Genomic DNA, 23326 nt, shown 5'->3' on the forward strand with positions numbered 1-23326 from the left:
CCCGGAAGCTAAGGCCACCTGCGCCGATGGTACTGCACTCGACAGGGTGTGGGAGAGTAGGACACCGCCGGAACATCATTGCGAAAGGCCCTCCAACTACGGTTGGAGGGCCTTTTTGCGTTCGTGCCCTACCGACCATTCGGCGGGTTCTGGGGCTACCGTGGAGCTATGGCGACCACGAGGATCGGCACGCACATCAATGCGCCCCGCGCGACCGTGTATCGGCTGCTGGTCGATGCCGATTCCGTCAGAGCCTGGATGGTGCCCGACGGGATGGTCAGCGAGATGCACCGGTTCGAGCCGGAGGAGGGCGGAGTCTTCTCGATCACCGTCACCGAGGACGAGATGACCGATACGGGGAAGCCGAGGCCGCGGCACCACGCGTACTACGGACGGTTCCTGACACTGATCCAGGATGAGCGGCTGGAGCAGGTCCTGGAGTTCGTCACCGATATACCGGATATGGCAGGCGAGCAGACCATGACCTTCGTGTTGGCCGACGCAGCAGGAGGTACCGATCTCGAAGTGCTGCACGAGGGTGTGCCGCCGGGCATGACCCTCGACGAGAACAACAGGGCCTGGCAGGTGGCGCTCGCGAAGATCGTCGCGTTGGCCGAGCGCGGCACGGTCGACTGACCGGCCGCACCCGGCGCGAGGTCAGCGGACCGCGTCGTCGGCGCGCGGCGTCATATTCGACGCAGGCACGAGGTTCCAGGCTTCGAGCTGCTTGCGGATCTGCTCGGCGGCGTCGATATTGAGCGGGCCGCTGGTCCACAGTGCGTACGGCAGGTTGAAGAACCTGCCGTCGCGGACCGCGCGCAGGCCGTTGATGCCCGGTTTGGTGCGCAGCAGATCGACCTTCTGTGTGTAGGTCTGCCCCGGGTAGTCGACGAACATGATGGCGTCCGGGTCGGCGGCGGCGAGCCGCTCCCAGGAGACCTTGGTCCAGGTGTCGGCGACATCGTCGAGGATGTTGCGCGCGCCCGCGGCTTCGAGGATCGCCTGGGGCGCACCGAATTTCCCGCTGGAGTAGATGGTGTCGGTGCCGCTGTCGAACAGGAAGACGGTCGGCGCCTTCGCCGGTTTCGGTGCCGCGGACAAGGCGGCGAGCCTGCTGTCGAGGTCGGCGGTGACCTCCGCTGCGCGGTCGGGCCTGCCGGTGATCGCGCCCAGATCGGTCAGGTCGGTGCGCAGCGCGGTCCACGGTTCGACCGTGCCGCGCGCGGCGGCGCCGTCCTGTTGGCGGCAGCTCTCGGTGAGGATGTAGGCCGCGACGCCGTCCTTCTGCAGGGAGGAGGGGGTGAGGTTGCTCGCCTCGTCGTAGCCGTAGCTCCAGCCGGCCACCATGACGTCCGGGCGCTGTGCGAGCACGGTTTCGCGGGACGGGTATTCGGGGGCGACGGATTTCAGTCCGTCGACGACGGCGGCGCCGTAGTGCTTGCGCAGGGTGTCGGCGTCGCGCTGGATGCTCGACACGGCGGCCACCTGGTCCTGCGCGCCGAGGGCGAGGACCATCGAGATGAGGTTGCCGTCGTTGACGAACAGCCGCTGCGCGGGCGCGGGGAACGGAGTGTCCTTGCCGCAGTTGCGCACGCTGATCGTCGTCGCGGTGTCTGCCGTCGTGCCGGTGCAGGCCGCCAGGACGGCGGCGAGTGCGGTGGTGACCAGGATGCGGCCGGTGTTCTTCATCATCGCGCCTTTCGCGGGGTGATCAACAGGTGTTCTTCGCCGGTCGCCGGATGCTTGACGCGGGCCGCGTCGACACCGAACACCTCGGCGACGACCTCGGGCGTCAGTGCTTGCGCGGGCGGGGCCGGTGGTCGGGCGGAGCCGTTGTGCAGCACGATGATCCGATCGCAGTAGCGGTCGGCCAGCGACAGATCGTGCAGGGCGGCGACGACGGTGCGCCGCAGTCCGCGCACCAGGCCGAGAAGGTCGAGCTGGTGGGTGACGTCGAGGTGGTTGGTCGGCTCGTCGAGGAGCAGGACCGGGGTGTCTTGTAGCAGCGCTCGGGCCAGCAGCGCGCGCTGACGTTCGCCGCCCGACAACTGCTGCACCGGTCGATCGGCGAAACCAGCGAGGTCGACCGCGGCGAGCGCTTCCAAGACCTGCTGACGTTCCCGCGGTGCGCCGAGTCCCCACGGCGGCAGATAGGGGGTCAGCCCCAACGCGACCACCTCGCCGACGAGCATGTCGGCGGAGGGACTCTCGTCCTGTGCGACCAGAGCGACGGTCGTCGCGCGTTGGCGCGGACGCAGGTCGTGCAGGACCTGACCGTCGATGAGCACCTGTCCCCGCGCGGGCTTCCCAATACCGGCCAGCGTCCGCAGCAGTGTCGTCTTGCCGCTGCCGTTGGGCCCGACAATGCCCAAGGTCTCGCCCGGCTCGATCGAAAAGTCTGCGCCGACAACGATATTCCGCCTGCCGACAGAACACGTCAGCTCGACCACCCGCACCGCCCCGGGCAGCGCGGCGTTCGATCGGGCCGCGCTGTCGACGTTCCCGTGGGCTTCAGCGCTGCCATCGCGGTGCTCGGTGCCGTTCGCCCGGTCGTCGAGGAGATCGTCCGTCGCTGCCCGCGGGACGTGGGTACGGGCCTCGCCGGGACCATCCGCCGCGGTGCGCGCGTCGGACCGGTCGCCGTGACGATTCGGACCGGCGGAATCGACGCGCTGCGGGGACAGCGTGGCGCCCTGGTCACCCGCGTACCTGCCGGGCTCGCCGTCGGAGGCCGGTGCCGGACGACGAGCAGTGTGGTCGTGCGCGGTCATGAGGTGCCGAACTGGTAGCGCCGTCTGCCCATCAGGAGCAGGAAGGCCGGTGCGCCGATCAGACCGGTGAGGACGCCGACGGGGATCTCGGTGGGGCGCACCAGGACCCGGGTCGCGGCGTCGGCGACGACGAGGAACAGCGCGCCGCACAAGGCACAGGCGGGGAGGAGATTGCGGTGGCGCGGACCGACGATCATGCGCGCGGCATGAGGGACCACCAGCCCGACGAAGCCGATTCCGCCCGACACCGCGACCAGCACACCGACGAGGACCGCCAGCAGGACGAACAGGCCGATGCGCAGTTCCTTCACCGGAACACCGATCGACGACGCGGTGGTCGCGCCTAGAGTGAGCGCGTCGAGCCACCCGGCGATGGCCATCAAGACGACACCGGCGACCAGCACGACGACCAGCGGCACCGCGAGTGTCGTCCAGTCCGCGCCCGCCAGGCTGCCGAGCAGCCAGAACAGCACGGACTGCGCGGCGGCGGGATCGGTGCTGCGGAACACCAGGTAGCTGCTGAACGCCGCGAAGGCCGAGCCGAGCACGGTGCCGGTGAGGACCAATCGCAGCGGCGTCAGACCACCCTGGGCGAAGGCGACGAGGAAGACGAGGGTGGCCGCGCCGAACGCACCGGCCAGCGCGCCGCCCGAGAGCGCCCAGATGCCCGCGCCGGCGAACAGGCCCGAGGTGATCACCGCGGCCGCGCCTACGCCCGCGCCGGAGGAGACACCGAGCAGGTAGGGATCGGCGAGTGGATTGCGCACCAGGGTCTGCATCGCCGCCCCGGCCAGCGCCAGTCCGGCGCCGACGACCGCGGCCAGGACCGTGCGTGGCACTCGGAGCTGCCAGACGATGGTGTCGATGCCCAGGTCGGCGGGTGTCGTCCCGGTCAGGCGGGCGCCGAGGGTGTCGAGCACCGCGGACACAGGGACGATCTCGGCGCCGAAGCCGGTGGCGCCGAGCATGGCGACCAGTAACAGTGCCCCGAGCAGGGGTAAGGCGAGCGAGATCCGGGCACGGATCATCGCGGGTTCACCACAGGCAAGGCGCGGCCCTTTCGGAGGGTGCCCGGCGAGGGAGGTCTGACTCTCGCCGCGAGGCGATCACAGTGGCGCGACCGTTCCGGAATTGCACCGGATTCCCGCACCCACCGGGGAGGACCCATCGACTGTAGCGCGGCACCCCGTGCCAGAGATCTACCGGGGACGGCGACGGCTGGCGGCGCGCGCGGCCGGGTTCCAATCACGGTAAGGCTAAAGCTGTTCGGTGAACCGCCCGATTGCTTCAATCCGTACATGCACCGACCGCACACCTTCCTGCCCGGCCTGCGTGGCCGAGCCACCGCCGCGCTCCTCGCGATGGCTACCGTGGCGACGCTCGGCCTGAGCGGCTGCTCGAACGGCAGTGACGCTCCGGTCGGCACCCCTGACACGCCGCTGCCGACCGAGGTGCCGCCGGGCACCACCCTGATCGTCGCCGATCAGCAGGAGCGGCTGCAGTCGGCCCTTCGCCTGTCCGGTGAGCTGGACAAGCTGCCGTTCAAGATCGAGTTCGCCAACTTCATCGGAGGGCCGGCCATTCTCGAGGCGTTCCGGGCAGGCGCGGCCGATGTGGGCCAGGTGGGTGACGTTCCGCCGATCCACGCGCTGGCCGCCGGGCAGGACGTGCCGATCGTCGGCTCGTACCAGACCAACCCGCAGGCGCTGAAACTCGCTGTCGCGCCGGGGCGCGCGATCACGAAGCTCACGGATCTGAAGGGCAAGAAGATCGCCTACGCCGAGGGAACCGCGCAGCAGGCCGCGGTGCTCAAGGCGCTGACCAAGGCGGGGCTGAAGCCGACCGACGTGCAGTTGGTCCGGCTGCAGCTGGCGGAATTCCTCGACGCCGTGCGCACCGGTCAGGTCGACGTGGCTCCGCTGATCGAACCCAATGTCACCCGCCTGCTGCGCACCCAGGGCACGTCTCTGATCCCGGACTCGGAGACCACCGGCATCTACAGCGGCCTGGCCTACCTGTACGCGCGCCGCGCGGTGGTGCAGGACCCGGCGAAGGCAGCGGCCACCCGTGCCCTCGTCGGTGCGTTCGTGCGGGCCTGGAACTGGACCAACACACACCGCGAGGAATGGGCGACCAAGTATTACGTCGAGATCCAGAAGGTCAGCGCCGACGACGCGAAGCGGATCATCGACTCGCTCGGCACCTACACGTTCCCGCACCTGGATCAGCAGTTGGTTGTCCGCCAGCAGACCACCATCGACGCGATCGACGCCGTGGGTGAGCTGCCGAAGAAGATCAAGGCCGTGGACGGCTTCGATCTGCGCTTCGATGCCGCGGTCACCGAGGCGGTCACCACCAGCGGGGCGGCGTTCGCGCCGGCGACGAGCTGATGGCGACCATCGACGCGGGTGTGCTGCGGCGCATCCGCACCGGCACCGCCGCCCCGGTCGAGGCGCTCGCGCCGCGCGGGCGGGGCGGGCGCAGGCTCGGACCGGGCAAGCCGATTCCGTTCGGCTTCGCGCTCGGACCGGCATTGCTCATCGGCGCGTGGGTGCTCGGATCGGCCACGGGCGCACTGGATCCCGAGACGCTGCCCGCGCCGTGGACGGTCGCCCAGACCGCCGGTGACCTGATCGCCGACGGGCGGTTGCAGTCCAACCTGCTGACCTCGCTGCAGCGCGCGGTGATCGGGCTCGGACTCGGTGTGGCGATCGGCGTGGTGCTCGCGCTGGTGGCGGGGTTGAGCCGGCTCGGTGAGGCGGTCGTCGACGGCCCGGTGCAGATCAAGCGCTCGATTCCGACACTGGCGCTGATCCCGCTGTTCATCGTCTGGTTCGGCATCGGCGAGGAGATGAAGCTGATCGTCATCACGACCAGCGTGCTGATCCCGGTCTACATCAACACCCACGCCTCGCTGCGCAGCGTGGATGCCCGGTATGTGGAGCTCGCCGAGACGGTCGGGCTGTCGTGGTTGGGCTTTCTGCGGCGGGTCGCGCTGCCCGGGTCGCTGCCCGGATTCTTCCTCGGATTGCGGCTGGCGGTGACCATCTCCTGGCTGGCGCTGGTCGTGGTCGAACAGGTCAACGCGACCAGCGGCATCGGCTATCTGATGACGCAGGCGCGCACCTACGGACAGATCGACGTGATCGTCGTCGGTCTGGTGATCTACGGACTCCTCGGGCTCTTCGGCGACCTCGCCGTGCGGGCGGCGGAACGGAAGGCGCTGGCATGGCGACAGACACTGGGCGACTGAACGAGGAGCGGATCGTGGTGCGCACCGGCGCACTCACCCGCGGCTTCGGTGATCGAATCGTGTTGAACGGCATCGACATCGAGATCCGGCGCGGCGAATTCGTCGCCCTGCTCGGCCGCAGCGGTTCCGGCAAGAGCACGCTGTTGCGGGCGCTGGCCGAACTCGACGCCGACGTGCCGGGCTCCGGCGAGCTGACCGTGCCGACCCAGCGGGCGGTGGTGTTCCAGGATTCGCGGCTGCTGCCCTGGGCGCGGGTGCTCGACAATGTGGTGCTCGGGCTCACCGGGCGCGACGCCGCCGAACGTGGGCGCTCGGCGCTGGCCGAGGTCGGGCTGGCGGGACGCGAGAAGGCCTGGCCGCGTGAGCTTTCCGGTGGTGAGCAGCAGCGGGTGGCGCTGGCCAGATCGCTGGTCCGCGAGCCGGAACTGCTGCTGGCCGACGAACCGTTCGGCGCGCTCGACGCGCTGACCCGGATCCGCATGCACGCCCTGTTGCAGGCGCTGTGCGAGCGGCATCGGCCCGCCGTCCTACTGGTGACCCACGACGTGGACGAGGCGGTGTTGCTCGCCGACCGGGTGCTGGTCCTGGACGAGGGACGGATCGCCATCGATCAGCGCATCGACGCGCCGCGCCCGCGCAGGCACGCGCACCCGGAGTTCGTCCGGCTGCGCGAGGTCCTGCTGGCCGGGCTCGGCGTCGACACCACCGAATTCGAGGAAGTGAAAGCAGCGTCATGAGTGCACCGCGGCAATTGAGTCTCAACGCGTTCATCTACCCGTCGGGGCACCACGAGGCCGCCTGGCGGCATCCCGACAGCAGGCCGGAGCGCATCTACGACGTCACCTACTACCAGGAGATCGGGCGCACCGCCGAGGCGGCGAAGCTGGATGCGGTGTTCTTCGCCGACGGGCCCGCCCTGCGCACCGACGTGCGCCACAACGCGGCGCCCGGCCTGGAGCCGATCACGCTGCTGACCGCGATCGCCACGGCCACAACACATCTGGGTCTCATCGCGACCGCGTCGACCACCTACTACGAGCCCTACAACCTGGCTCGCCTGTTCTCCTCGCTCGATCATATCTCCGGTGGGCGGGCAGGCTGGAATATCGTCACCACCGGAACCGATTTGGCGGCGGCCAACTTCGGGCTCGACCGGCACCCCGATCACGCCGAACGGTATGCCCGCGCACGGGAATTCGTCGACGCGGTGGTCGCCCTGTGGGACAGCTGGGAGGACGACGCGATCCTGCTCGACCGCGCCGCGGGCATCTACGCCGACCCGGACAAGATTCATCCGATCGACTTCGTCGGCGAACATCTGCGCGTGCGTGGGCCGTTCAATGCCGCGCGGACGCCGCAGGGGCATCCGGTGCTGGTGCAGGCGGGCGCCTCCAACGAGGGACGAGCCTTCGCCGGCAAGTACGCCGAAGCTATCTTCACGGCGCACCAACGGCTTTCGGACGCGCAGACCTTCTACGCCGACATCAAGGCCAAGGCCGCCGAGTACGGGCGCGACACCGACGAGGTGAAGATCCTGCCCGGGATCAGTCCGTTCATCGCCGACACCGAGGCCGCCGCGCTGCGTCTGGAGCGGGAATTCAACGAGCTGACCGTGCCCGAATACGGGATCAAACAGCTGGAATCGATCACCGGCACCTCGCTGCGCGCCCTCGCGCTCGACGCTCCGGTGCCGGTGGAGGTGTTCGCCGGGGCCGGTGATGTCACCGACAACGCGCGCAGCAGGCTGCAGGTGGTGGCGGGCATCGTCGAGCGGGAACGGCCGACACTGCGTGGGCTGCTGCACCGGCTGGCGGGCGCCCGCGGACACCGGGTCTTCGCCGGTACCCCCGAGCAGGTCGCCGACACGATCGAGGAATGGTTCACCCACGGCGCGGCCGACGGTTTCAACGTGATGCCGCCGTACTACCCCGGCGGGCTCGAGGTCTTCACCGAGACGGTGGTGCCGATCCTGCAGGAGCGCGGGCTCTTCCGCACCGAGTACACGGGAACCACCCTGCGCGACCACTTCGGCCTCGCCCGTCCGCGGAGCCGGTTCGCGCCGGAACCCGTTTCCGTCGGATGAGTGTGTCGAGCGACGAAAACTCTTGTACCGCTGGGAGACCGGGACCGACGAGTCGCCGCGTCGGCAGGGCACGATGACCGCGGAGGTGATCGATTCCGCTCCGGTGCGGCTGCGGTCGCTGGTGTGGCCGGTGTTCGCGCCGATGGCGCTGTACGGCGTCGGCGTGGGGGCCGCCGCGCCGATGTACGCGCTGCGTGCGCTGGATCTCGGTGCGTCGGCGGGTGCGGCGGGGCTGATCGTCGCCCTGGGCGGGCTCGGGATGGTGCTGACCGATCTGCCCGCGGGGCGGATCGTCGCGCGGATCGGGGAGCGGGCGGCGGTCGGGGTCGGCAGCGTGCTCGGGACGGTGGGTGTGCTCGCGGCGATCTTCGCGCCGAATCTCGGTGTGCTGGCGTCGGGTTTGCTGCTCAACGGGGCTGCCGGGGCGGTGTGGGGACTGGCGCGGCAGACCTATCTGGTGTCGGTGGTCGCGCCGGAGCAGCGGGGCCGGGCCATGTCGACGCTGGCGGGCGCGCATCGGCTCGGGTTCTTCTGCGGGCCGTTTCTCGGTGCGGCGCTGGTGCACGGGTACGGGCCGGTCGGCGCGCTGTGGCTGCAACTGGTGACCACGTTGCTGGCGAGCGTGGCGATGGTGACGATCCGCTCCGGCGAGATCGATCAGGCGGCGCTGCGGCCGCTGCACACCGTGCTGTCCGAAAACCGCAGGGCGCTGGGCACTCTCGGGCTCGCTTCGGTGGCGGTCGGCGCGGCACGGGCATCGCGTTCGGCGCTGCTGCCGCTGTGGGCGGCGCATCTGGGGATCGACGCCGCGACCACCAGTCTGCTCTTCGGTCTGGCGGGCGCGGTCGATGTGCTCATGTCGTATCCGGCCGGGGTCTGGCTGGACCGGGCGGGCAGCCGGGTCACCGGCATCGCCTGCGGCATCTGCTTCGCCGCCGGGTACGCCGTGCTGCCGTTCACCTACTCGGCGCTCACCATGGGCGCGGCGACCATGCTGCTCGGCCTGGCCAACGGGCTCAGCAACGGGCTGATCATGACCGTCGGCGCCTTCGCGGCACCCGAGGACCGCCGCGCGGAGTTCCTCGGCGCCTGGCGGCTGACCCATGATGTGGGCATGTTCGCCGGTCCGGTCTCCGTCGGCATCGTTGGCGCGTTCGCGGGCCTGGCCGCCGCCGGCGCGCTGCTCGCCGTCGGCGTCGGCCTCGGCACGGTCGCGATCTATCGCTGGTTCCCCGGCCGGGTCCAGCCACGGATGGTCAGCGATGAGTGATGGTGCCGACAAGCCGGGAAGTCGCGGGTGCTGCGACGGCCTATTTCCAGGCGGGGTCGCGGCCGGTGAGGCCGAGGACGCGGTCGAGGAGGGGAGCGTCGGGGGCGACGGGGATTTCGGGTCCGTAGATGCCCATCTGGCGGCCCTGGTCGGCGGTGGCGGCGGTTTCGTCGAAGGCGTAGCGGAGCAGGTCGTCGTCCCACCGGGCGGTGGCGCCGAGGGCGCGGGAGAGGTCCCAGCCGTGGACGATCAGTTCGCCGACGACCATGCCGCCGACCAGCGGAGCGGGCAGCTGCATCGGGCCGCCCATGTGCGTGACGCCCTGCCAGGCATCGGGGTTTCGCCAGGCTGTGGCGAGGTTGTCGAGTTGGGTATCGAGGGCCGCGGCCCAGTCGCTCTCGGTCAGATCGACCTCGGATTCGGCGGCCGCGGGCGGGGCGATCGCCTCCTTCCGGGCCGCGCCGATCAGCGACGGACCCCAGAACAGCAGATGGTTCAGGAGGGCGCGGACGTCGAACTCGGTGCACGGGGTCGGGGCGGCGAGACGATCCGGCGTGATGGTGCGCAGGAGCTTCGACAACGGTTCGGCGGCGCGTGCCACGCGTTCGGTTTCGGACATAGACCGAGGTAACCACCGCGACGCGGGTGCTGTCTTGAACAAACGCGACATACACTCGCCGCGTGGAACGCGATCCGCGGGAACTCGGGGGTGCCTGGCGCGCGTCGCAACGTCACGCGTTCGCCGCGCCGTCGGGGGAGCTGACGCGCTACGTGGCGCGGTACTGGACCGTCACCTGGGAATATGAGCAGCCGTACCGGCAGCTGGTGGTGCCGCTGCCGAACGTCCACCTGAGTTTTCGCGACGGCCGCGCCGAGGTGCACGGGCCGTCGTCGTCGCATCTGTACCGGGAGCTGGCCGGAGTCGGTTCGGTGTTCGGTGTCGCGTTCCGGCCGGGCATGTTCCGGCCGTTCCTCGATGGCCCGGTGACGGACCTGCGGGACCGGATGATCGATGCCGCAACGGTTTTCGGTCCTGACCTGCCGTCGCCTGTCGACGTCGAATCGGTCGAGCGGTTCCTGGTCGAGCGCCTGCCCGCTCCTGATCCGCAGGCCGAGCTCGCCACGCGGGTGGTGGCCGCGATCGCCGAGGACACCACGGTGACCAGGGTCGACGCGATAGCGGACCGATTCGGCCTGAGCGTGCGCGGGTTGCAGCGGTTGTTCGCCGACTATGTCGGCATCGGCCCGAAATGGGTGGTGCGCCGCTATCGCCTGCACGAGATCACCGAGCGTCTCGCCGAGCGAACCGAGATCGATTGGGCTGCAACCGCCGCCGAGCTCGGGTACGCCGACCAGGCGCACCTCAGCCGCGACTTCCGCACGATCTTCGGTGAACCCCCCACCCGCTACGCGCGGCGCTACGAAATGCGGTAACGCCGTGATCGGCTACCCCGACAGTGATAGTGAACCGAAGTAACGACAAGGAGTGGACGCCATGGGATCTACCGATGTCATCAACTGGCTGGTCGAGGGTTATCTCGCGGGGGATCCCGTGCGGGGACCGATCTGGGTCGCGTTCATGTACGCGATGATGCCGTTCCAGCTGCTCGGGATGATGACCGGCAGCGCCTAGCTCTCGATCAGCGCACCCGCGTACCGAGGATGGTGCGCACGCCCGCGATGAACAGCTGCAGACCGAAGTCGAAACGGGCTGTGGGATCGGGGGTTTCGAGCAGCGGAGAGGCTCCGTCGGGCAGCGCGCCGACGGAGTCCATCTGCATGCGGGACTGCTCGTCGACGGTCTGGCCGAGGACGTAGTAGAGCAGGGTGTAGGCCGTGAGTTCGGCTTCCTCCCTTGTCATTCCGGCCCGGATGACGATTCCGGCGAGGCGTTCGCGCGCCTTGCTGGTGGTCAGGCGCGAGGCGTAGGTGGCCGAGACCAGCTCGGCGCCGTCGCGGTAGGCGAGCAGGCAGTCGCGCAGGCGGTGGGCGAGTTCGGTGAGCTGCTCGGGCCATCCGGTGGCCGTGATCGGCTCGTCCATCGGCGCCAGGATCCGGTCGGCGACCGCGCCCAGCAGCGACTGCTTGTCCTTGACGTGCCAGTACAGCGCGCCCGGCTGCACCTGCAGCGCACCGGCGAGCCTGCGCATCGTCAGATCGGCGAGTCCGTACTGGTCGAGAATGTCGACGGCGGCATCGACCACATCCGTCTTCCGCAGCTGCACGCGCGTCCTTCCGTTCGAATTCACCGACCCGGGTGTCGTGTCTCACCCTTAGCAGCTACCCTAGCCTGAACACCGTTCAAGTTGCACGGCTACGCCGGGTGGATCACACCCGTGCCACGTGCACGTACCCCGTCGAAGGGACATCACGTCGTGACGCAGGCACCCGTCCAGACCGACATTCTGGCCATCGCCCGTGAGCAGGTGCTCGAGCGCGGCGAAGGCCTCACCGAGGCGCAGACCGTCGAGGTGCTGCGCCTCGGCGACGATCGCCTGGAAGCGCTGCTCGAGCTCGCCCACGAGGTGCGGATGAAGTGGTGCGGTCCCGAGGTCGAGGTCGAGGGCATCATCAGCCTCAAGACCGGCGGCTGCCCCGAGGACTGCCACTTCTGCTCGCAGTCGGGCCTGTTCCAGTCGCCGGTGCGCGCGGCCTGGCTCGACATCCCCAGCCTGGTCGAGGCGGCCAAGCAGACCGCCAAGACCGGCGCCACCGAGTTCTGCATCGTCGCCGCGGTCCGCGGCCCGGACGAGCGCCTGATGGCGCAGGTCGCCGCGGGTGTCGAGGCCATCCGCAACGAGGTCGACATCCAGGTCGCCTGCTCGCTGGGCATGCTGAACCAGGAGCAGGTCGACCAGCTCGCCGCGATGGGCGTGCACCGCTACAACCACAACCTCGAGACCGCCAAGTCGCACTTCCCGAAGGTCGTCACCACGCACACCTACGAGGAGCGCTGGGACACCCTGCGGATGGTGCGCGAGGCGGGCATGGAGGTCTGCTGCGGCGGCATCCTCGGCATGGGCGAGACCATCGAGCAGCGCGCCGAATTCGCCGCGCAGCTGGCCTCGCTCGAGCCCGACGAGGTGCCGCTGAACTTCCTCAACCCGCGTCCCGGCACCCCCTTCGGTGACCTCGAGGTGCTGCCCGCCGCCGACGCGCTGCGCGCCATCGCCGCGTTCCGCCTCGCGCTGCCGCGCACCATTCTGCGCTTCGCCGGTGGTCGTGAGATCACCCTCGGTGACCTCGGCGCCAAGCAGGGCATGCTCGGCGGTATCAACGCCGTCATCGTCGGCAACTACCTGACCACCCTCGGCCGTCCCGCCGAATCGGATCTCGATCTGCTGGGTGAACTGAAGATGCCGATCAAGGCGCTCAACGAAACCCTCTGAGGCATCGGCACAGTAGGGTGACTGATATGGACGAGCGCTATAACCCGTTCACCGGCAAGCGGATCGTGCCCGGACTCGCCGACGCGATGCCCGCGTCGGCGGCGCTCGGGCTCGAGCCGCCGCGCTTCTGCGAGCAGTGCGGCCGGCGGATGATCGTGCAGGTGAGCCCCGACGGCTGGTGGGCCAAGTGCTCCCGGCACGGGGTCATCGAATCGGCGCAGCTGGAACGCCGGTAGTGGTGGCCGAGGTCGGTGCCGGGCCGCGCCCCGAGGTGCTGCGCCGTGAACTGATCGGCGTCGGTGTCGTCGCGGCCGCCGTGCTCGTGGTGAGCGCGGCGGCGGGCGTGGCCTGGGGACTGCTCGCGCCGACCGAACGGCTGCGGGTGACCCAGCCCGGTCGCGCCGCCGTGCTCACCGGCGAGAGCCTGCACCTGTTCGACGCCGTCGGGATGTTCCTGTGCCTCGGTGCGGTGGTCGCGGTGCTGAGCGCGGCCGCGGCCTGGCGGGTGCGGAGCGTACGCGGGCCCCTGCTGGTCGTCGGGATCCTGCTCGCCTCGGGTCTCGGTGCCGCGGTGATGATGTGGGTGGGCGAAGCGGTCGCCGAGCTGCGGCATCCGCGTCCGGACGATCCCGCGGTCGGGCAGATCGTCGCGTTGCCCGCCGAGGTGGGCACCGATCTCGCGTTGCTGGTGCAACCGTTCCTGGCCGCGCTCGTGCTGTTGTTCCTCGCCGCGCTGCACCCGCGCACCGATCTCGGTTCCGGCACTGCGGGTTTGCTCGGCGATCTGCGCCCGGCCGAGATCGACGACTATCCGCTGCCTGCCCAGGCCGAGGAGTATCGGCCGAGCGGCGATTTCGATGCGAGTCCGCAACCGCGCGCCTGAGCGCGATTCCACGTCGCCCCTGGTCTCTACCATCGTCTATAACGGCAGGTAGACGGCTCGAGAGGAGCGGTCGTGGCATTCATCGGTGGTGGTCCGGTCGTCGAGGAACTGGACGCGAAATTCTGGCGCCTCATCGAGCCGCTCACGTATCAGGGTGCGGTCCAAACCTTTACGGTCCCCGCCGGTTTCCGCACCGACTTCGCTTCGGTGCCACGTTCGCTGGTCTGGCTGATCCCGCGCTACGGCGCCTACACCAGGGCCGCGATCCTGCACGACTACCTGTGCCGCACGGACACGATCAGCCGCGCCGACGCCGACGGTATCTTCCGTCGCTGCCTGCACGAGTTCGCGGTCTCGACGCCGCGGCGCTGGATGATGTGGGCCGCAGTGCGTCTGGGTAGCCGGTTGCGCGGCGCGACGCCCGGTGACATCGCGCGCTGGGTCGTGATCGCGGTGCCGTCGGTGGTGTTCCTGACGGTGCCCGTCGTCGTGGTGACGTTGTCGCTGTGGCTGTTCTGGGTGGTCGAGCTGGCGTTCTGGGCCGTCGGGCGGCTGGGCAGGCGGACGACGGAGCCACCGCCTGCCCCGCAGATGAAGACCGCCTAGCCGGATTCATCCGGAACGGGCGATGTGCGCCGCCCGTGACCTCCTTAGCGTCGGTTTCCGGAGGGCTGGGCGGCGCAGCGCGAAGTCCTCTCCGGCTGAGTTCACCCGACCGAGGGAGTGCCGATGTCCGAGCCGAGCACGGGCGCAGCAGCGCTACCGTCCTGGTCGATTCCTCGCGGGCTGATCGTCCTGCTGTCGCTGGCCGCCGGCGTCGTCGTGATCGGGGGGCTGAAAGTCTTCTCCGGCATCGTCGGACCGGTCTTCCTGGCACTCATGCTCACCATCGCGGTGCAGCCGTTGCAGAGCTGGGCGCAGCGGCGCGGGTGGTCCGCGTGGGCGGGGATGATCATCGCCCTACTCGCGGTGGTGGCGATTCTGCTCGGAATCGGCGGGGCACTTGCGGTGTCGGCGTGGCAACTGGCCTCGCTGGTCCCGGAGTACGCCGACCAGCTGGACTCGCTGCTCGACAACGTCCGGGGGCTGCTGTCGGACCTGGGCGTCAGCTCCGACCAGATCCACCAGGTCCTCGAAGGCGTCGATATCGGCAAGGTGGTCGAGTTCGTCGAGCAGCTGCTCGGCGGGGTGCTCGGGGTCTTCTCGAATCTGTTCTTCGTCCTCGCGCTGCTGCTGTTCATGGCCATCGACGGGATGACCATGGAAAAGCGGATGGCCGTGGTGCAGCGGCAGCGGCCCGCCATCGCCGACGCGCTGCTCTCCTTCGCCGAGGGCACCCGCAAGTACCTCATCGTGTCCACCGTGTTCGGCGCGATCGTGGCGGTGATCGACGGTGGCGCACTGTGGTTGATGGGGGTGCCGCTGCCGATCCTGTGGGCGCTGCTGTCGTTCATCACCAACTACATCCCGAATGTCGGATTCGTCATCGGCGTCATCCCGCCCGCGCTGCTGGCCCTGCTCGACAGTGGGCCTGCGCTGATGATCTGGGTGATCGTGGTCTATTCGGTGATCAACTTCGTCATCCAGTCGATCATCCAGCCCAAATTCGTCGGTGACGCCGTCGGTTTGGGCGTGACCGTCACCTTCCTGTCACTGGTGTTCTGGGCGTGGGTGATCGGCGCGCTCGGTGCCCTGCTCGCCATCCCGCTGACCCTGCTGGTCAAGGCGCTGCTGCTCGATATCGATCCGTCGACGCGGTGGGCCGATGTGCTGATCGGCGCGCCGCTGCCGAAGAAGGTGCCGGAAGAAGAGGGCGAAGCGAAGCGGCCGTGACGACGTGCTGTCGCGCACCGGAAAACCGGTGGCGCCCGGCGCGGCGGCTCACCTACCGTCGACAGGTCATATCCGCACCGGGGGAGGAACGGCCATGCGCGCCACCGAGAAGACCGAGACCGACGCACCGACCGAGCGACCTGATCTCGCCGCGTGGCGGCGCCGCCACGCATTGCGCAGTTCGTCCGCGGCCACCGCGGTGCCCAGCGGGCGGACGTACCGGCGAGCGCCGAAGCATCGCGATCGCCGATACGAATCCTGAGCTCCTACTAGGTATTTCGGGTCAGCACCACCAGGGGCAGCGGCTTGTCGACCTTGGCCTGATACTCGGCCAGCAGTGAGTTCTCCGCCAGCGCCCAGGCCGCGAACTCGTCGTACCTGGCACCGGTGAGCACCTCGGCCGTCGCCGCGAACTTCTCCCCGCCCAACTCGATCGTCACCCGTGGGTCGGCCTTGGCATTGTGGACCCAGGCCGGATACCGGTCCTCGATGAACGAGCTCGCATACAGGACGTCGCCGCGATACAGCGCGCCCAGCGGAACCACATGCTGCTTACCGCTCTTGGCGCCGGTGGTCGTCAACAGCAGCAGCGTGGCCCCCGCGTAGTCGCCGCCGACCCGGCCGCTGTTCTCCCGGAACTCCCGGACGACGCCGTCGTTCCACCCGGCCATCTCCTCGGCCGAGTACTCCCGGTTCCACGGTGCGTCCGGGTCGTCGTAAGAAGTGATCTCTTTCGCGTCCGCCGCGTTGTTGTCCATGCGAGCAGTGTGACAGCGACCACCGACAGGTTGCTCAGGCCGAACTCGCGTAGCGGCGGATCGCGAGGGGTGCGGAGAGGGCGAACAGCGCCGCGATCCACAGCCAGGCGGCCGGTACCGGATGCTGGGTCGGCCACGCGCCCGCCGACGCGGCCGGATCGGACCCGAGCAGCGTGCGCAGGGCCCCGACGATGGCGCTCACCGGATTCCACTCCGCGATGGTCGCGACGCCGGTGGGCATGGTCGAGGTAGGGACGAAGACGTTGGAGAACATCAGCGCGCCGAAGATCATCGGTGCCGCCTGCTGCAGCGCTTGTTCGTCCTTGATCGCGGCGCCGAGCGCGATGCCGAGCCAGGCCAGGACCCAGCGGAACGCCAGCAACAGCGCGATCGCCGCCGCGACCTCGCCGACCGTCGCGTCCACCCGCCAGCCGAGCAGATATCCCGCGCCGGACATCAGCGCGAGCGCGAGGACTCCGACCACGGTCTCGGCCAGCGCGAATCCGGCCGGGGCGGCCGCAGGCGACAGCGGCAGCGCGCGGAGCCGATCGGTGAATCCGCTGTGCAGGTCGGCGTTCACGGTCGACGCGGTGGAAGTCAGGCCCATGGCCGCGACCAGGACCAGGACGCCGGGAACCAGGTAGGCGCGGTAGGCCGTGGCGTCGCCGCCGCCTGCGAGCGCGCCGCCGAAGACGAAGCCGAACAGCAGCATCATGCCCAGTGGCGCGGCCAGGGTGATCGCGAACAGGCCGGGGGAGTTGCGGTAGTTCGTCAGCACCCGCCCGAACAGGATCGACGCACCGGCGTACACGGACACCTCACGGGTGTCGGCGGCGCTCATGCCGCGATCCGATCGCGACCGGTGAGCGCGAGGAACGCGTCGTCGAGAGTGGTTGCGCGGGTGCCGATATCGCGGACGATGATGTCGGCCGCGTCGAGTGCGCGCAGGACCGTGAGCAGGCCGGGGGCCTCGCCGGCGAAGGTGAAGGACAGTTCCAGCGGCGAATCACGCTGTGCCGGTGAGGGATCCACCGGCGAGCCGCCGAAGCTGTCGAGGATCGCCAGCACCTCGTCGTGGCGGCGTGGATCGGCGACGACCAGGTCGAGACCGGCGGGCACGGCCGCGAGGATCTGTTCCGGAGTTCCGGTCGCGATCACCCGCCCGGCTTCCAGGATGGTGATCGCGTCGGCCAGGCGCTGCGCCTCGTCGAGGTACTGGGTGGTGAGCAGCACGGTGGTGCCCTCGGCGACGAAATCGCGGACGTAGGTGTAGATCTCGTTGCGGCTGTGCGGATCGAGCCCGGTCGTCGGCTCGTCGAGGAACAGCACGGCGGGGCGCACGATCATGCCCGCGATGATGTCGAGCCTGCGGCGCATGCCGCCGGAATAGGTGCCTGCCGTGCGATCGGCGGCCGCGGTCAGTTCGAAGCGATCCAGCAACTCCGCCGCGTGACGACGGGCCGCGGCGGTGCGGAAGCCGTTGAGGCGGGCCAGCAGCACGAGATTCTGCCGCCCCGTCAGGCGCGGGTCGACGGCGTGGAACTGGCCGACCAGGCCGAGCTGCCGCTTCGCGTCGTCGGCCTGGCCGACGGTGTCGAAACCGCGGATCGCGGCCCGGCCCGACGTGGGACGCGCCAGGGTCGCCAGCATGCGCACCGTGGTGGTTTTGCCCGAGCCGTTCGGGCCGAGCAGGGCGTGTACCTGACCGGTCGGCACCTGCAGATCTACCCCGTCTACCACGGTGTTCCTGCCGTATGTCCTGGTCAGTGCGGTGGCTTCGATGGCATGCACGACATTCTCCCTTCATTGCTAACAGTGTTCGCAATCGCAGGATACGCATCTGCTAACACTGTTCGCAACTGGTGTTCTGCGGCATGCTGACACCTATGACGCACACCGGATCCTCGTTGTGGTCGCGCGGCGGCGCTCCCAGGCCTGGGCCGCGCCCGGCGTACACGCTCGACCAGCTCGCCGACGCCTGCGTGCGGCGCGCCGACGCGGGCGGGCTGCGCGCGGTCTCGATGCGCGGGGTCGCCGACGAACTCGGCACCGCCGCCGCCTCGCTGTATCGCTATGTCGACGGCAAGGACGACCTGATCGCGCTCATGGTCGACCGGGTGGCGGGCGAATACGACTACCCGGCCACCACCGGCGAGGTGCGCACCGACGTGCTCGCCCTCGCCGAACAGTCCCGCACGCTGCACCGCAGGCACCCGTGGCTGGCGCAGGCGGGCCCGACGGCCATGGGCCCCAATTCGGTGCGCTACCTGGACCGGATGGCCGGCGCGCTGGCCCCCGCCGGGCTCGCCGCCGGCGCGACCATGATGGGCATCGCCCTGCTGTCCGGCTGGGGCGCGACCTTCGCCGCGCAGGAAGCGGCCGGTCTGTCCGCCGCGCAACTCGGCGCCGGTCTCGCCGCACCGCCGGACGGCTTCCCGCACCTCGCCGCGTTGTTCGCGACCGAACCCGCCTCAGCGCAGGGCCCGATCACCAACGACGAGGTGTTCGTCGCCGGTGTCGACGCCCTGCTGTTCGGCATCCTCGCCGACGCCGGGAAGTGAACGGCCCCGATCAGTGCGGCGGCCGTAGGGCGGCGAATTCGTCGGTGACGCGGAGGCCGGAGTCGGAGAAGCGGTAGAGGGCGGCGGGGCGGCCGCCCGCGCGGCCGGAGGGGGCGGTGTCGCCGGTGGGGGTGATCACCTTGCGGCGGGAGAGGACTCGTTGGAGGTTGGTGGTGTCGACGTCGTAACCCAGGGCCGCGCAATAGATTTCGCGGAGCGTGGACATGGTGAAGGTGTCGGGGGCCAGGGCGTAGGCGATGTTGGTGTAGGAGAGTTTGGCGGCAAGGCGGGTGCGGGCGTGGTCGACGACGGTGCGGTGGTCGAAGGACATGTCCGGAAGTGCCGAGACCGGATGCCAGGTGGTGTCGGCGGGGAGTTCGGGTTCGGTGGTCAGCGGGACCAGGCCGAGGTAGGCCGAGGCGATGCGGCGCGGGGCCGGGACGCGGTCGGGGTCGCTGAACACCGAGAGCTGTTCCAGGTGGGCCAGCTCGCGGACGTCGACCTTCTCGGCGAGCTGGCGCCGGGCCGAGGCGTCGAGATCCTCGTCGTCGCGTAGCCTGCCGCCGGGTAGCGACCAGGTGCCCTTCTGTGGGTCGAGTGCCCGCTCCCACAGCAGCACCGCGAGTTCCGGGTGCCTGGAACGACCCGCAGCACCGCCACCTGCGGAAACGTCGGCGGGGAAGCGGCGAACCTGGAACACCGCGGTGAGCGATTCGTGGATGGTGTTACTATGGGGCACGTTTTCGATTCTAAGTCGAAAACCTGGTTTGGTGCGAATCGAGGCGATGGAGCCGTTCGCACGAGGAAGGGAGCCACCATGGCGACGACGACTACACAGCCGACGCTGATGGGTTCGGTCTTCGACGGACCCACGGGGTACACGGGTGTCGAAGCGACGCCGGAGTGGGCGCAGGAGGTGCGGCGGCTGGCGCGTGAGCGCAACGCCACGATCCTCGCGCACAACTACCAGCTGCCCGAGATCCAGGACGTGGCCGACCACGTCGGCGACTCGCTGGCGCTGTCGCGGATCGCGGCCGAGGCCGAAGAGGACACCATCGTGTTCTGCGGCGTGCATTTCATGGCCGAGACCGCCAAGATTCTCAGCCCCGCCAAGACGGTGCTCATCCCGGATCAGCGCGCGGGCTGCTCGCTGGCCGATTCCATCTCCGCCGAGGAACTGCGGGCCTGGAAGGCCGAGCACCCCGACGCGAAGGTGGTGTCCTACGTCAACACCACCGCCGAGGTGAAGGCGCTCACCGACATCTGCTGCACGTCCTCCAACGCCGTCGACGTGGTCGCCTCGATCGACCCCGACGTCGAGGTGCTGTTCCTGCCCGACCAGTTCCTCGGCGCGCACGTCAAGCGCGAGACCGGCCGCGCGAACATGCACATCTGGGCGGGTGAGTGCCACGTGCACGCCGGCATCAACGGTGACGAGCTCACCGAGCAGGCGCGCACTCACCCCGACGCCGAGCTGTTCGTGCACCCGGAGTGCGGCTGCGCCACCTCGGCGCTGTACCTGGCGGGCGAGGGCGCGTTCCCGGCCGAGCGGGTGCACATCCTGTCCACCGGCGGCATGATCGACGCGGCGAAGAACTCGACGTCGAACCAGGTGCTGGTGGCGACCGAGGTCGGCATGCTGCACCAGCTGCGCAAGGCAGCGCCCGGCATCGACTTCCAGGCCGTCAACGATCGCGCCTCCTGCAAATACATGAAGATGATCACCCCGGCCGCGCTGCTGCGCTGCCTGGTCGAGGGCGCCGACGAGGTGCACGTCGACCTGGCGATGGCCGAGGCCGGTCGCGCCTCGGTGCAGCGGATGATCGCGATCGGCAACCCCGGTGGTGGGGAGTGACCGCGCCCTTCGCCGCGTGGTCGAGCCGGTAAACGACCATGACGGCGACGGTTCCGGTCTCCTGGGAGGCCGAGGTCGACCTGGTGGTCATCGGCGGTGGTGTCGCGGGGCTGACGGCCGCGCGCACTGCGTCGCTGCGTGGGCTGCGGGTGCTCATCCTGAGCAAGGGTGGGCCCACCGACACCTCGACGCAGTATGCGCAAGGCGGAATCGCTGTCGTCGCGCCACAGGGTGATTCGGTTGATTCCCATGTGCACGACACGGTCGAAGCCGGCGCCGGGCTGTGCGAGGTCGACGCGGTGCGCTCGATCGTCGAGGGCGGGCAGGCGGCGGTGGCGGCGCTGACCGACCTCGGCGCGGTCTTCGATCTCGGTCGGGACGGCCAGATCTCGCGGACCCGCGAGGGCGGGCACAGTACCCGCCGGATCATTCACGCCGGTGGTGACGCCACCGGGGCCGAGGTGCAGCGGGCGCTCAACGCGGCGGGCCTGCCGGTGCTGTTCGGCGCCGCCGCCCTGCGCGTGGTGACCGGGCCCGACGGTGTGCGTGGCGTCGTCGCGGTGTCGGACAACGGTTTCGGTGTCGTGCGCACTCCCGCGGTGCTGCTGGCGACCGGCGGGCTCGGACAGCTCTACGCCTCGAGTACCAATCCGCCCGGCGCGACCGGTGACGGTGTGGCGCTGGCGCTGTGGGCCGGGGCGGCGGTGGCCGATCTCGAGTTCGTGCAGTTCCATCCGACGGTGCTCTATACGCCCGGCGGAGTGGGCAGGCGGCCGTTGATCAGCGAGGCCGTGCGCGGTGAAGGCGCGATTCTTGTCGATCGCGAAGGTGACTCGGTGATGGCGGGCGTGCATCCGCGGGGTGATCTGGCGCCACGGGATGTGGTGTCGCGGGCCATCGCGGAGCGGATGCGGGCGACGGGGACCGATCACGTCTTCCTCGACGCGCGCCGGATCGATGGCTTCGCGCAGCGGTTCCCGACGATCACCGCTTCGTGTCTGGCGGCCGGGATCGACCCTGTGGCGCAACTGATTCCGGTCGCTCCCGGTGCGCACTACCAGTGCGGTGGGGTGCTGACCGACACTCACGGGCGGACTGGGGTTCCCGGGCTGTATGCCGCGGGTGAGGTCGCCAGGACCGGACTGCACGGTGCGAATCGGCTGGCCTCCAACAGTCTGCTCGAGGGTTTGGTGGTGGGCGAACGGGCCGGTGTGGCCGCCGCCGAACGGCACGGTGTGCGCTCGCGGATCGAGGAGATCCCGTCGTGGACGGTGGAATTCGCCGATCGGGCCCTGGTGCAGCAGGTGATGACCGAGCACGCCTCCGTCGTGCGTGACGGTGCCGGGCTCGGTTCCGCACTGGCGCGGATCGAGGCGGCGCGGTCGGTGGCCTCGCCGCTGGACAACGCCTCGCCGCGGGCTGTCCAGCCGCTCGACGGAACCGGCTCCGGCGAGGGGGTTTTCGACGCCCCGCGCTCATTGCGCCGGATCGAGGACGCCGCGCTGACGCTGACCGCCCGAGCGCTGCTGGTCGCGGCCGCCGACCGCGCCGAGAGCCGGGGCTGCCATACGCGCTCGGAGTACCCGGGCCAGGTCGAGGACCGGCGACACAGCACCGCGGTGCGGCTGGGCGACGACGGCGCGCTCGAATTGTCCACCGTCGATGTCGTCGCGGTGCCGGTCTGTGCGCGATGAGTACCGGGCGCGGTCGCCCGAGCAAGACCGGTGGACGGACGCCTTATCGAACCGGCGCACGGTGCGCCCGAGAACAGGAGTGCAGTGATGGCTCTGGATGCCGCCTTGGATCGTGACGAGCTGGTGACGCTGATCCGTACCGCGCTCGACGAGGATCTGCGTTACGGACCCGACGTCACCACGGTCGCGACGGTGCCCGCCGACGCGGTGAGCAAGGCCTCGGTGGTCTCGCGCCAGCACGGCACCGTGGCCGGGCTCGATGTCGGGCTGCTCGTGCTCGACGAGGTGATCGGCGCCGGGAACTACACCGTCACCGACCGGGTCGCCGACGGCACCCGGGTGGAGCCGGGCACCACCGTGCTGAGCATCGAGGCCCCGACGCGCGGTCTGCTCACCGCCGAGCGGACCATGCTGAATCTGGTGTGCCACCTGTCCGGCATCGCCACCGCCACCGCGGCCTGGGTCGACGAGGTCGACGGCACCGACTGCGAGATCCGTGACAGCCGCAAGACGCTGCCAGGGTTGCGGGCGCTGCAGAAGTACGCGGTGCGCGTGGGTGGCGGTGTGAATCACCGGATGGGGCTGGGTGACGCGGCACTGATCAAGGACAACCACGTGGTCGCCGCGGGCTCGGTGGTCAACGCCCTGCGTGCCGTCCGTGAGCTCGCTCCCGACATCGCCTGCGAGGTCGAGGTGGACAGCCTCGAACAGCTCGACGCGGTGCTGGCCGAGAACGTCGAACTGGTCCTGCTCGACAACTTCCCGCTGTGGCAGACCCAGGCCGCCGTCCAGCGCCGCGACGCCGCCGCCCCGAACACGAAACTCGAGTCCTCGGGCGGGCTTTCGATCGAACAGGCCGCCGATTACGCCCGCACCGGCGTCGACTACCTCGCCATCGGCGCCCTCACCCACTCGGTCCGCGTGCTCGACCTCGGCCTCGATATGTGAGCAGGTAACCGGTCACCGGTTCCGAGGC

At 69.7% G+C, this 23326-nt stretch carries 27 protein-coding genes and 1 riboswitch; of the genes, 18 read left to right on the forward strand and 9 right to left on the reverse strand.

Annotated features, from left to right (window positions below; all coding sequences use genetic code 11):
- Nucleotides 1–168: 168 nt before the first annotated feature.
- Entirely contained in the window at nt 169–636 is a 468-nt protein-coding gene (locus ACFWF2_RS18885; RefSeq protein WP_379308722.1) for an SRPBCC domain-containing protein, read from the forward strand.
- Nucleotides 637–657: 21 nt separating this feature from the next.
- On the opposite strand, the gene ACFWF2_RS18890 is transcribed toward ACFWF2_RS18885, so the two are convergent.
- Genes ACFWF2_RS18890 through ACFWF2_RS18900 form a run of 3 tightly spaced genes read right to left on the reverse strand, consistent with a single transcriptional unit; the run spans nt 658 to nt 3799 of the window.
- The gene (locus tag ACFWF2_RS18890; RefSeq protein ID WP_379308723.1) at nt 658–1689 is read right to left on the reverse strand and encodes an ABC transporter substrate-binding protein; all 1032 of its coding nucleotides are present in this window, start codon (nt 1687–1689) and stop codon (nt 658–660) included.
- Nucleotides 1689–2771 carry an ABC transporter ATP-binding protein gene (locus ACFWF2_RS18895; protein WP_379308724.1) on the reverse strand — a complete coding sequence of 361 codons (1083 nt, stop codon included), beginning with the start codon at nt 2769–2771 and terminating at the stop codon, nt 1689–1691. Before ACFWF2_RS18895 ends, ACFWF2_RS18890 begins: the two co-directional genes overlap by 1 nt.
- A complete protein-coding gene (locus ACFWF2_RS18900) occupies nt 2768–3799 on the reverse strand; it encodes a FecCD family ABC transporter permease (protein ID WP_379308725.1) in 1032 nt (343 codons plus the stop codon). The genes ACFWF2_RS18895 and ACFWF2_RS18900 overlap by 4 nt, the downstream gene beginning before the upstream one ends.
- Nucleotides 3800–3832: 33 nt before the next feature.
- Nucleotides 3833–3955: riboswitch (cobalamin riboswitch) on the reverse strand.
- A gap of 114 nt (nt 3956–4069) precedes the next feature.
- Here ACFWF2_RS18900 and ACFWF2_RS18905 point away from each other — a divergent pair.
- From ACFWF2_RS18905 to ACFWF2_RS18925, 5 genes are all read left to right on the forward strand, one after another.
- Entirely contained in the window at nt 4070–5161 is a 1092-nt protein-coding gene (locus tag ACFWF2_RS18905) for an ABC transporter substrate-binding protein (protein ID WP_379308726.1), read from the forward strand.
- Nucleotides 5161–6024, forward strand: coding sequence for an ABC transporter permease (locus ACFWF2_RS18910; protein ID WP_379308727.1), 864 nt, complete (start codon nt 5161–5163; stop codon nt 6022–6024). Before ACFWF2_RS18905 ends, ACFWF2_RS18910 begins: the two co-directional genes overlap by 1 nt.
- Complete coding sequence (locus ACFWF2_RS18915) at nt 6000–6761, forward strand: ABC transporter ATP-binding protein (protein WP_379308728.1); 762 nt, start codon at nt 6000–6002, stop codon at nt 6759–6761. The genes ACFWF2_RS18910 and ACFWF2_RS18915 overlap by 25 nt, the downstream gene beginning before the upstream one ends.
- Nucleotides 6758–8107: an LLM class flavin-dependent oxidoreductase gene (locus ACFWF2_RS18920; protein WP_379308729.1), complete on the forward strand. Its 1350-nt coding sequence runs from the start codon at nt 6758–6760 to the stop codon at nt 8105–8107. The genes ACFWF2_RS18915 and ACFWF2_RS18920 overlap by 4 nt, the downstream gene beginning before the upstream one ends.
- 73 nt (nt 8108–8180) lie before the next feature.
- Nucleotides 8181–9377, forward strand: a complete 1197-nt coding sequence (locus ACFWF2_RS18925) for an MFS transporter (RefSeq protein WP_379308730.1) — start codon at nt 8181–8183, stop codon at nt 9375–9377.
- A gap of 40 nt (nt 9378–9417) precedes the next feature.
- Here the strand turns inward: ACFWF2_RS18925 and ACFWF2_RS18930 are convergent, their stop codons facing one another.
- The gene (locus tag ACFWF2_RS18930) at nt 9418–9996 is read right to left on the reverse strand and encodes a TIGR03086 family metal-binding protein (protein ID WP_379308731.1); all 579 of its coding nucleotides are present in this window, start codon (nt 9994–9996) and stop codon (nt 9418–9420) included.
- Nucleotides 9997–10058: 62 nt separating this feature from the next.
- On the opposite strand from ACFWF2_RS18930, the gene ACFWF2_RS18935 reads away from it, so the two are divergent.
- Nucleotides 10059–10811, forward strand: coding sequence for a DUF6597 domain-containing transcriptional factor (locus ACFWF2_RS18935; RefSeq protein WP_379308732.1), 753 nt, complete (start codon nt 10059–10061; stop codon nt 10809–10811).
- A 61-nt stretch (nt 10812–10872) separates the two neighbouring features.
- Nucleotides 10873–11010 (forward strand): hypothetical protein, encoded by a 138-nt coding sequence (locus ACFWF2_RS18940; protein ID WP_379085493.1) that lies wholly within the window; start codon nt 10873–10875, stop codon nt 11008–11010.
- Nucleotides 11011–11017: 7 nt separating this feature from the next.
- Here the strand turns inward: ACFWF2_RS18940 and ACFWF2_RS18945 are convergent, their stop codons facing one another.
- Nucleotides 11018–11602 (reverse strand): TetR/AcrR family transcriptional regulator C-terminal domain-containing protein, encoded by a 585-nt coding sequence (locus tag ACFWF2_RS18945; RefSeq protein WP_379308733.1) that lies wholly within the window; start codon nt 11600–11602, stop codon nt 11018–11020.
- 150 nt (nt 11603–11752) lie between these two features.
- On the opposite strand from ACFWF2_RS18945, the gene bioB reads away from it, so the two are divergent.
- The 6 genes from bioB (at nt 11753) to ACFWF2_RS18975 (ending at nt 15744) form a co-directional block, all read left to right on the forward strand.
- Entirely contained in the window at nt 11753–12766 is a 1014-nt protein-coding gene (bioB, locus tag ACFWF2_RS18950; RefSeq protein ID WP_019046302.1) for a biotin synthase BioB, read from the forward strand.
- Between the two features lie 26 nt (nt 12767–12792).
- Entirely contained in the window at nt 12793–13002 is a 210-nt protein-coding gene (locus ACFWF2_RS18955) for a hypothetical protein (RefSeq protein WP_379308734.1), read from the forward strand.
- Between the two features lie 2 nt (nt 13003–13004).
- Nucleotides 13005–13649 carry a DUF2567 domain-containing protein gene (locus tag ACFWF2_RS18960; RefSeq protein WP_379308735.1) on the forward strand — a complete coding sequence of 215 codons (645 nt, stop codon included), beginning with the start codon at nt 13005–13007 and terminating at the stop codon, nt 13647–13649.
- A gap of 72 nt (nt 13650–13721) precedes the next feature.
- Complete coding sequence (locus ACFWF2_RS18965; protein WP_379308736.1) at nt 13722–14255, forward strand: DUF1353 domain-containing protein; 534 nt, start codon at nt 13722–13724, stop codon at nt 14253–14255.
- Between the two features lie 123 nt (nt 14256–14378).
- Nucleotides 14379–15482 carry an AI-2E family transporter gene (locus tag ACFWF2_RS18970; RefSeq protein ID WP_379308737.1) on the forward strand — a complete coding sequence of 368 codons (1104 nt, stop codon included), beginning with the start codon at nt 14379–14381 and terminating at the stop codon, nt 15480–15482.
- A 94-nt stretch (nt 15483–15576) separates the two neighbouring features.
- Nucleotides 15577–15744: a hypothetical protein gene (locus ACFWF2_RS18975; protein WP_379308738.1), complete on the forward strand. Its 168-nt coding sequence runs from the start codon at nt 15577–15579 to the stop codon at nt 15742–15744.
- Between the two features lie 7 nt (nt 15745–15751).
- Here the strand turns inward: ACFWF2_RS18975 and ACFWF2_RS18980 are convergent, their stop codons facing one another.
- Genes ACFWF2_RS18980 through ACFWF2_RS18990 form a run of 3 tightly spaced genes read right to left on the reverse strand, consistent with a single transcriptional unit; the run spans nt 15752 to nt 18031 of the window.
- A complete protein-coding gene (locus tag ACFWF2_RS18980) occupies nt 15752–16240 on the reverse strand; it encodes a nitroreductase/quinone reductase family protein (RefSeq protein WP_379308739.1) in 489 nt (162 codons plus the stop codon).
- 34 nt (nt 16241–16274) lie between these two features.
- The gene (locus ACFWF2_RS18985; protein ID WP_379308740.1) at nt 16275–17081 is read right to left on the reverse strand and encodes an ABC transporter permease; all 807 of its coding nucleotides are present in this window, start codon (nt 17079–17081) and stop codon (nt 16275–16277) included.
- Complete coding sequence (locus ACFWF2_RS18990) at nt 17078–18031, reverse strand: ABC transporter ATP-binding protein (RefSeq protein WP_379308741.1); 954 nt, start codon at nt 18029–18031, stop codon at nt 17078–17080. The genes ACFWF2_RS18985 and ACFWF2_RS18990 overlap by 4 nt, the downstream gene beginning before the upstream one ends.
- 95 nt (nt 18032–18126) lie before the next feature.
- Here ACFWF2_RS18990 and ACFWF2_RS18995 point away from each other — a divergent pair, with 95 nt between their 5' ends.
- Complete coding sequence (locus ACFWF2_RS18995) at nt 18127–18801, forward strand: TetR/AcrR family transcriptional regulator (RefSeq protein ID WP_379308742.1); 675 nt, start codon at nt 18127–18129, stop codon at nt 18799–18801.
- A 10-nt stretch (nt 18802–18811) separates the two neighbouring features.
- On the opposite strand, the gene ACFWF2_RS19000 is transcribed toward ACFWF2_RS18995, so the two are convergent.
- Nucleotides 18812–19540: an NUDIX domain-containing protein gene (locus ACFWF2_RS19000; protein WP_379308743.1), complete on the reverse strand. Its 729-nt coding sequence runs from the start codon at nt 19538–19540 to the stop codon at nt 18812–18814.
- Between the two features lie 78 nt (nt 19541–19618).
- Here ACFWF2_RS19000 and nadA point away from each other — a divergent pair, with 78 nt between their 5' ends.
- The 3 genes from nadA to nadC all read left to right on the forward strand — a co-directional run bounded on the left by nadA (nt 19619) and on the right by nadC (nt 23298).
- Nucleotides 19619–20656 (forward strand): quinolinate synthase NadA, encoded by a 1038-nt coding sequence (gene nadA / locus ACFWF2_RS19005; RefSeq protein WP_379308744.1) that lies wholly within the window; start codon nt 19619–19621, stop codon nt 20654–20656.
- A gap of 38 nt (nt 20657–20694) precedes the next feature.
- The gene (locus ACFWF2_RS19010) at nt 20695–22350 is read left to right on the forward strand and encodes an L-aspartate oxidase (protein WP_379308745.1); all 1656 of its coding nucleotides are present in this window, start codon (nt 20695–20697) and stop codon (nt 22348–22350) included.
- Between the two features lie 87 nt (nt 22351–22437).
- Nucleotides 22438–23298 carry a carboxylating nicotinate-nucleotide diphosphorylase gene (gene nadC, locus ACFWF2_RS19015; RefSeq protein WP_379308746.1) on the forward strand — a complete coding sequence of 287 codons (861 nt, stop codon included), beginning with the start codon at nt 22438–22440 and terminating at the stop codon, nt 23296–23298.
- Nucleotides 23299–23326 lie beyond the last annotated feature (28 nt).

The sequence above is a fragment of the Nocardia sp. NPDC060259 genome, assembly GCF_042728775.1.
Lineage (GTDB): Bacteria > Actinomycetota > Actinomycetes > Mycobacteriales > Mycobacteriaceae > Nocardia.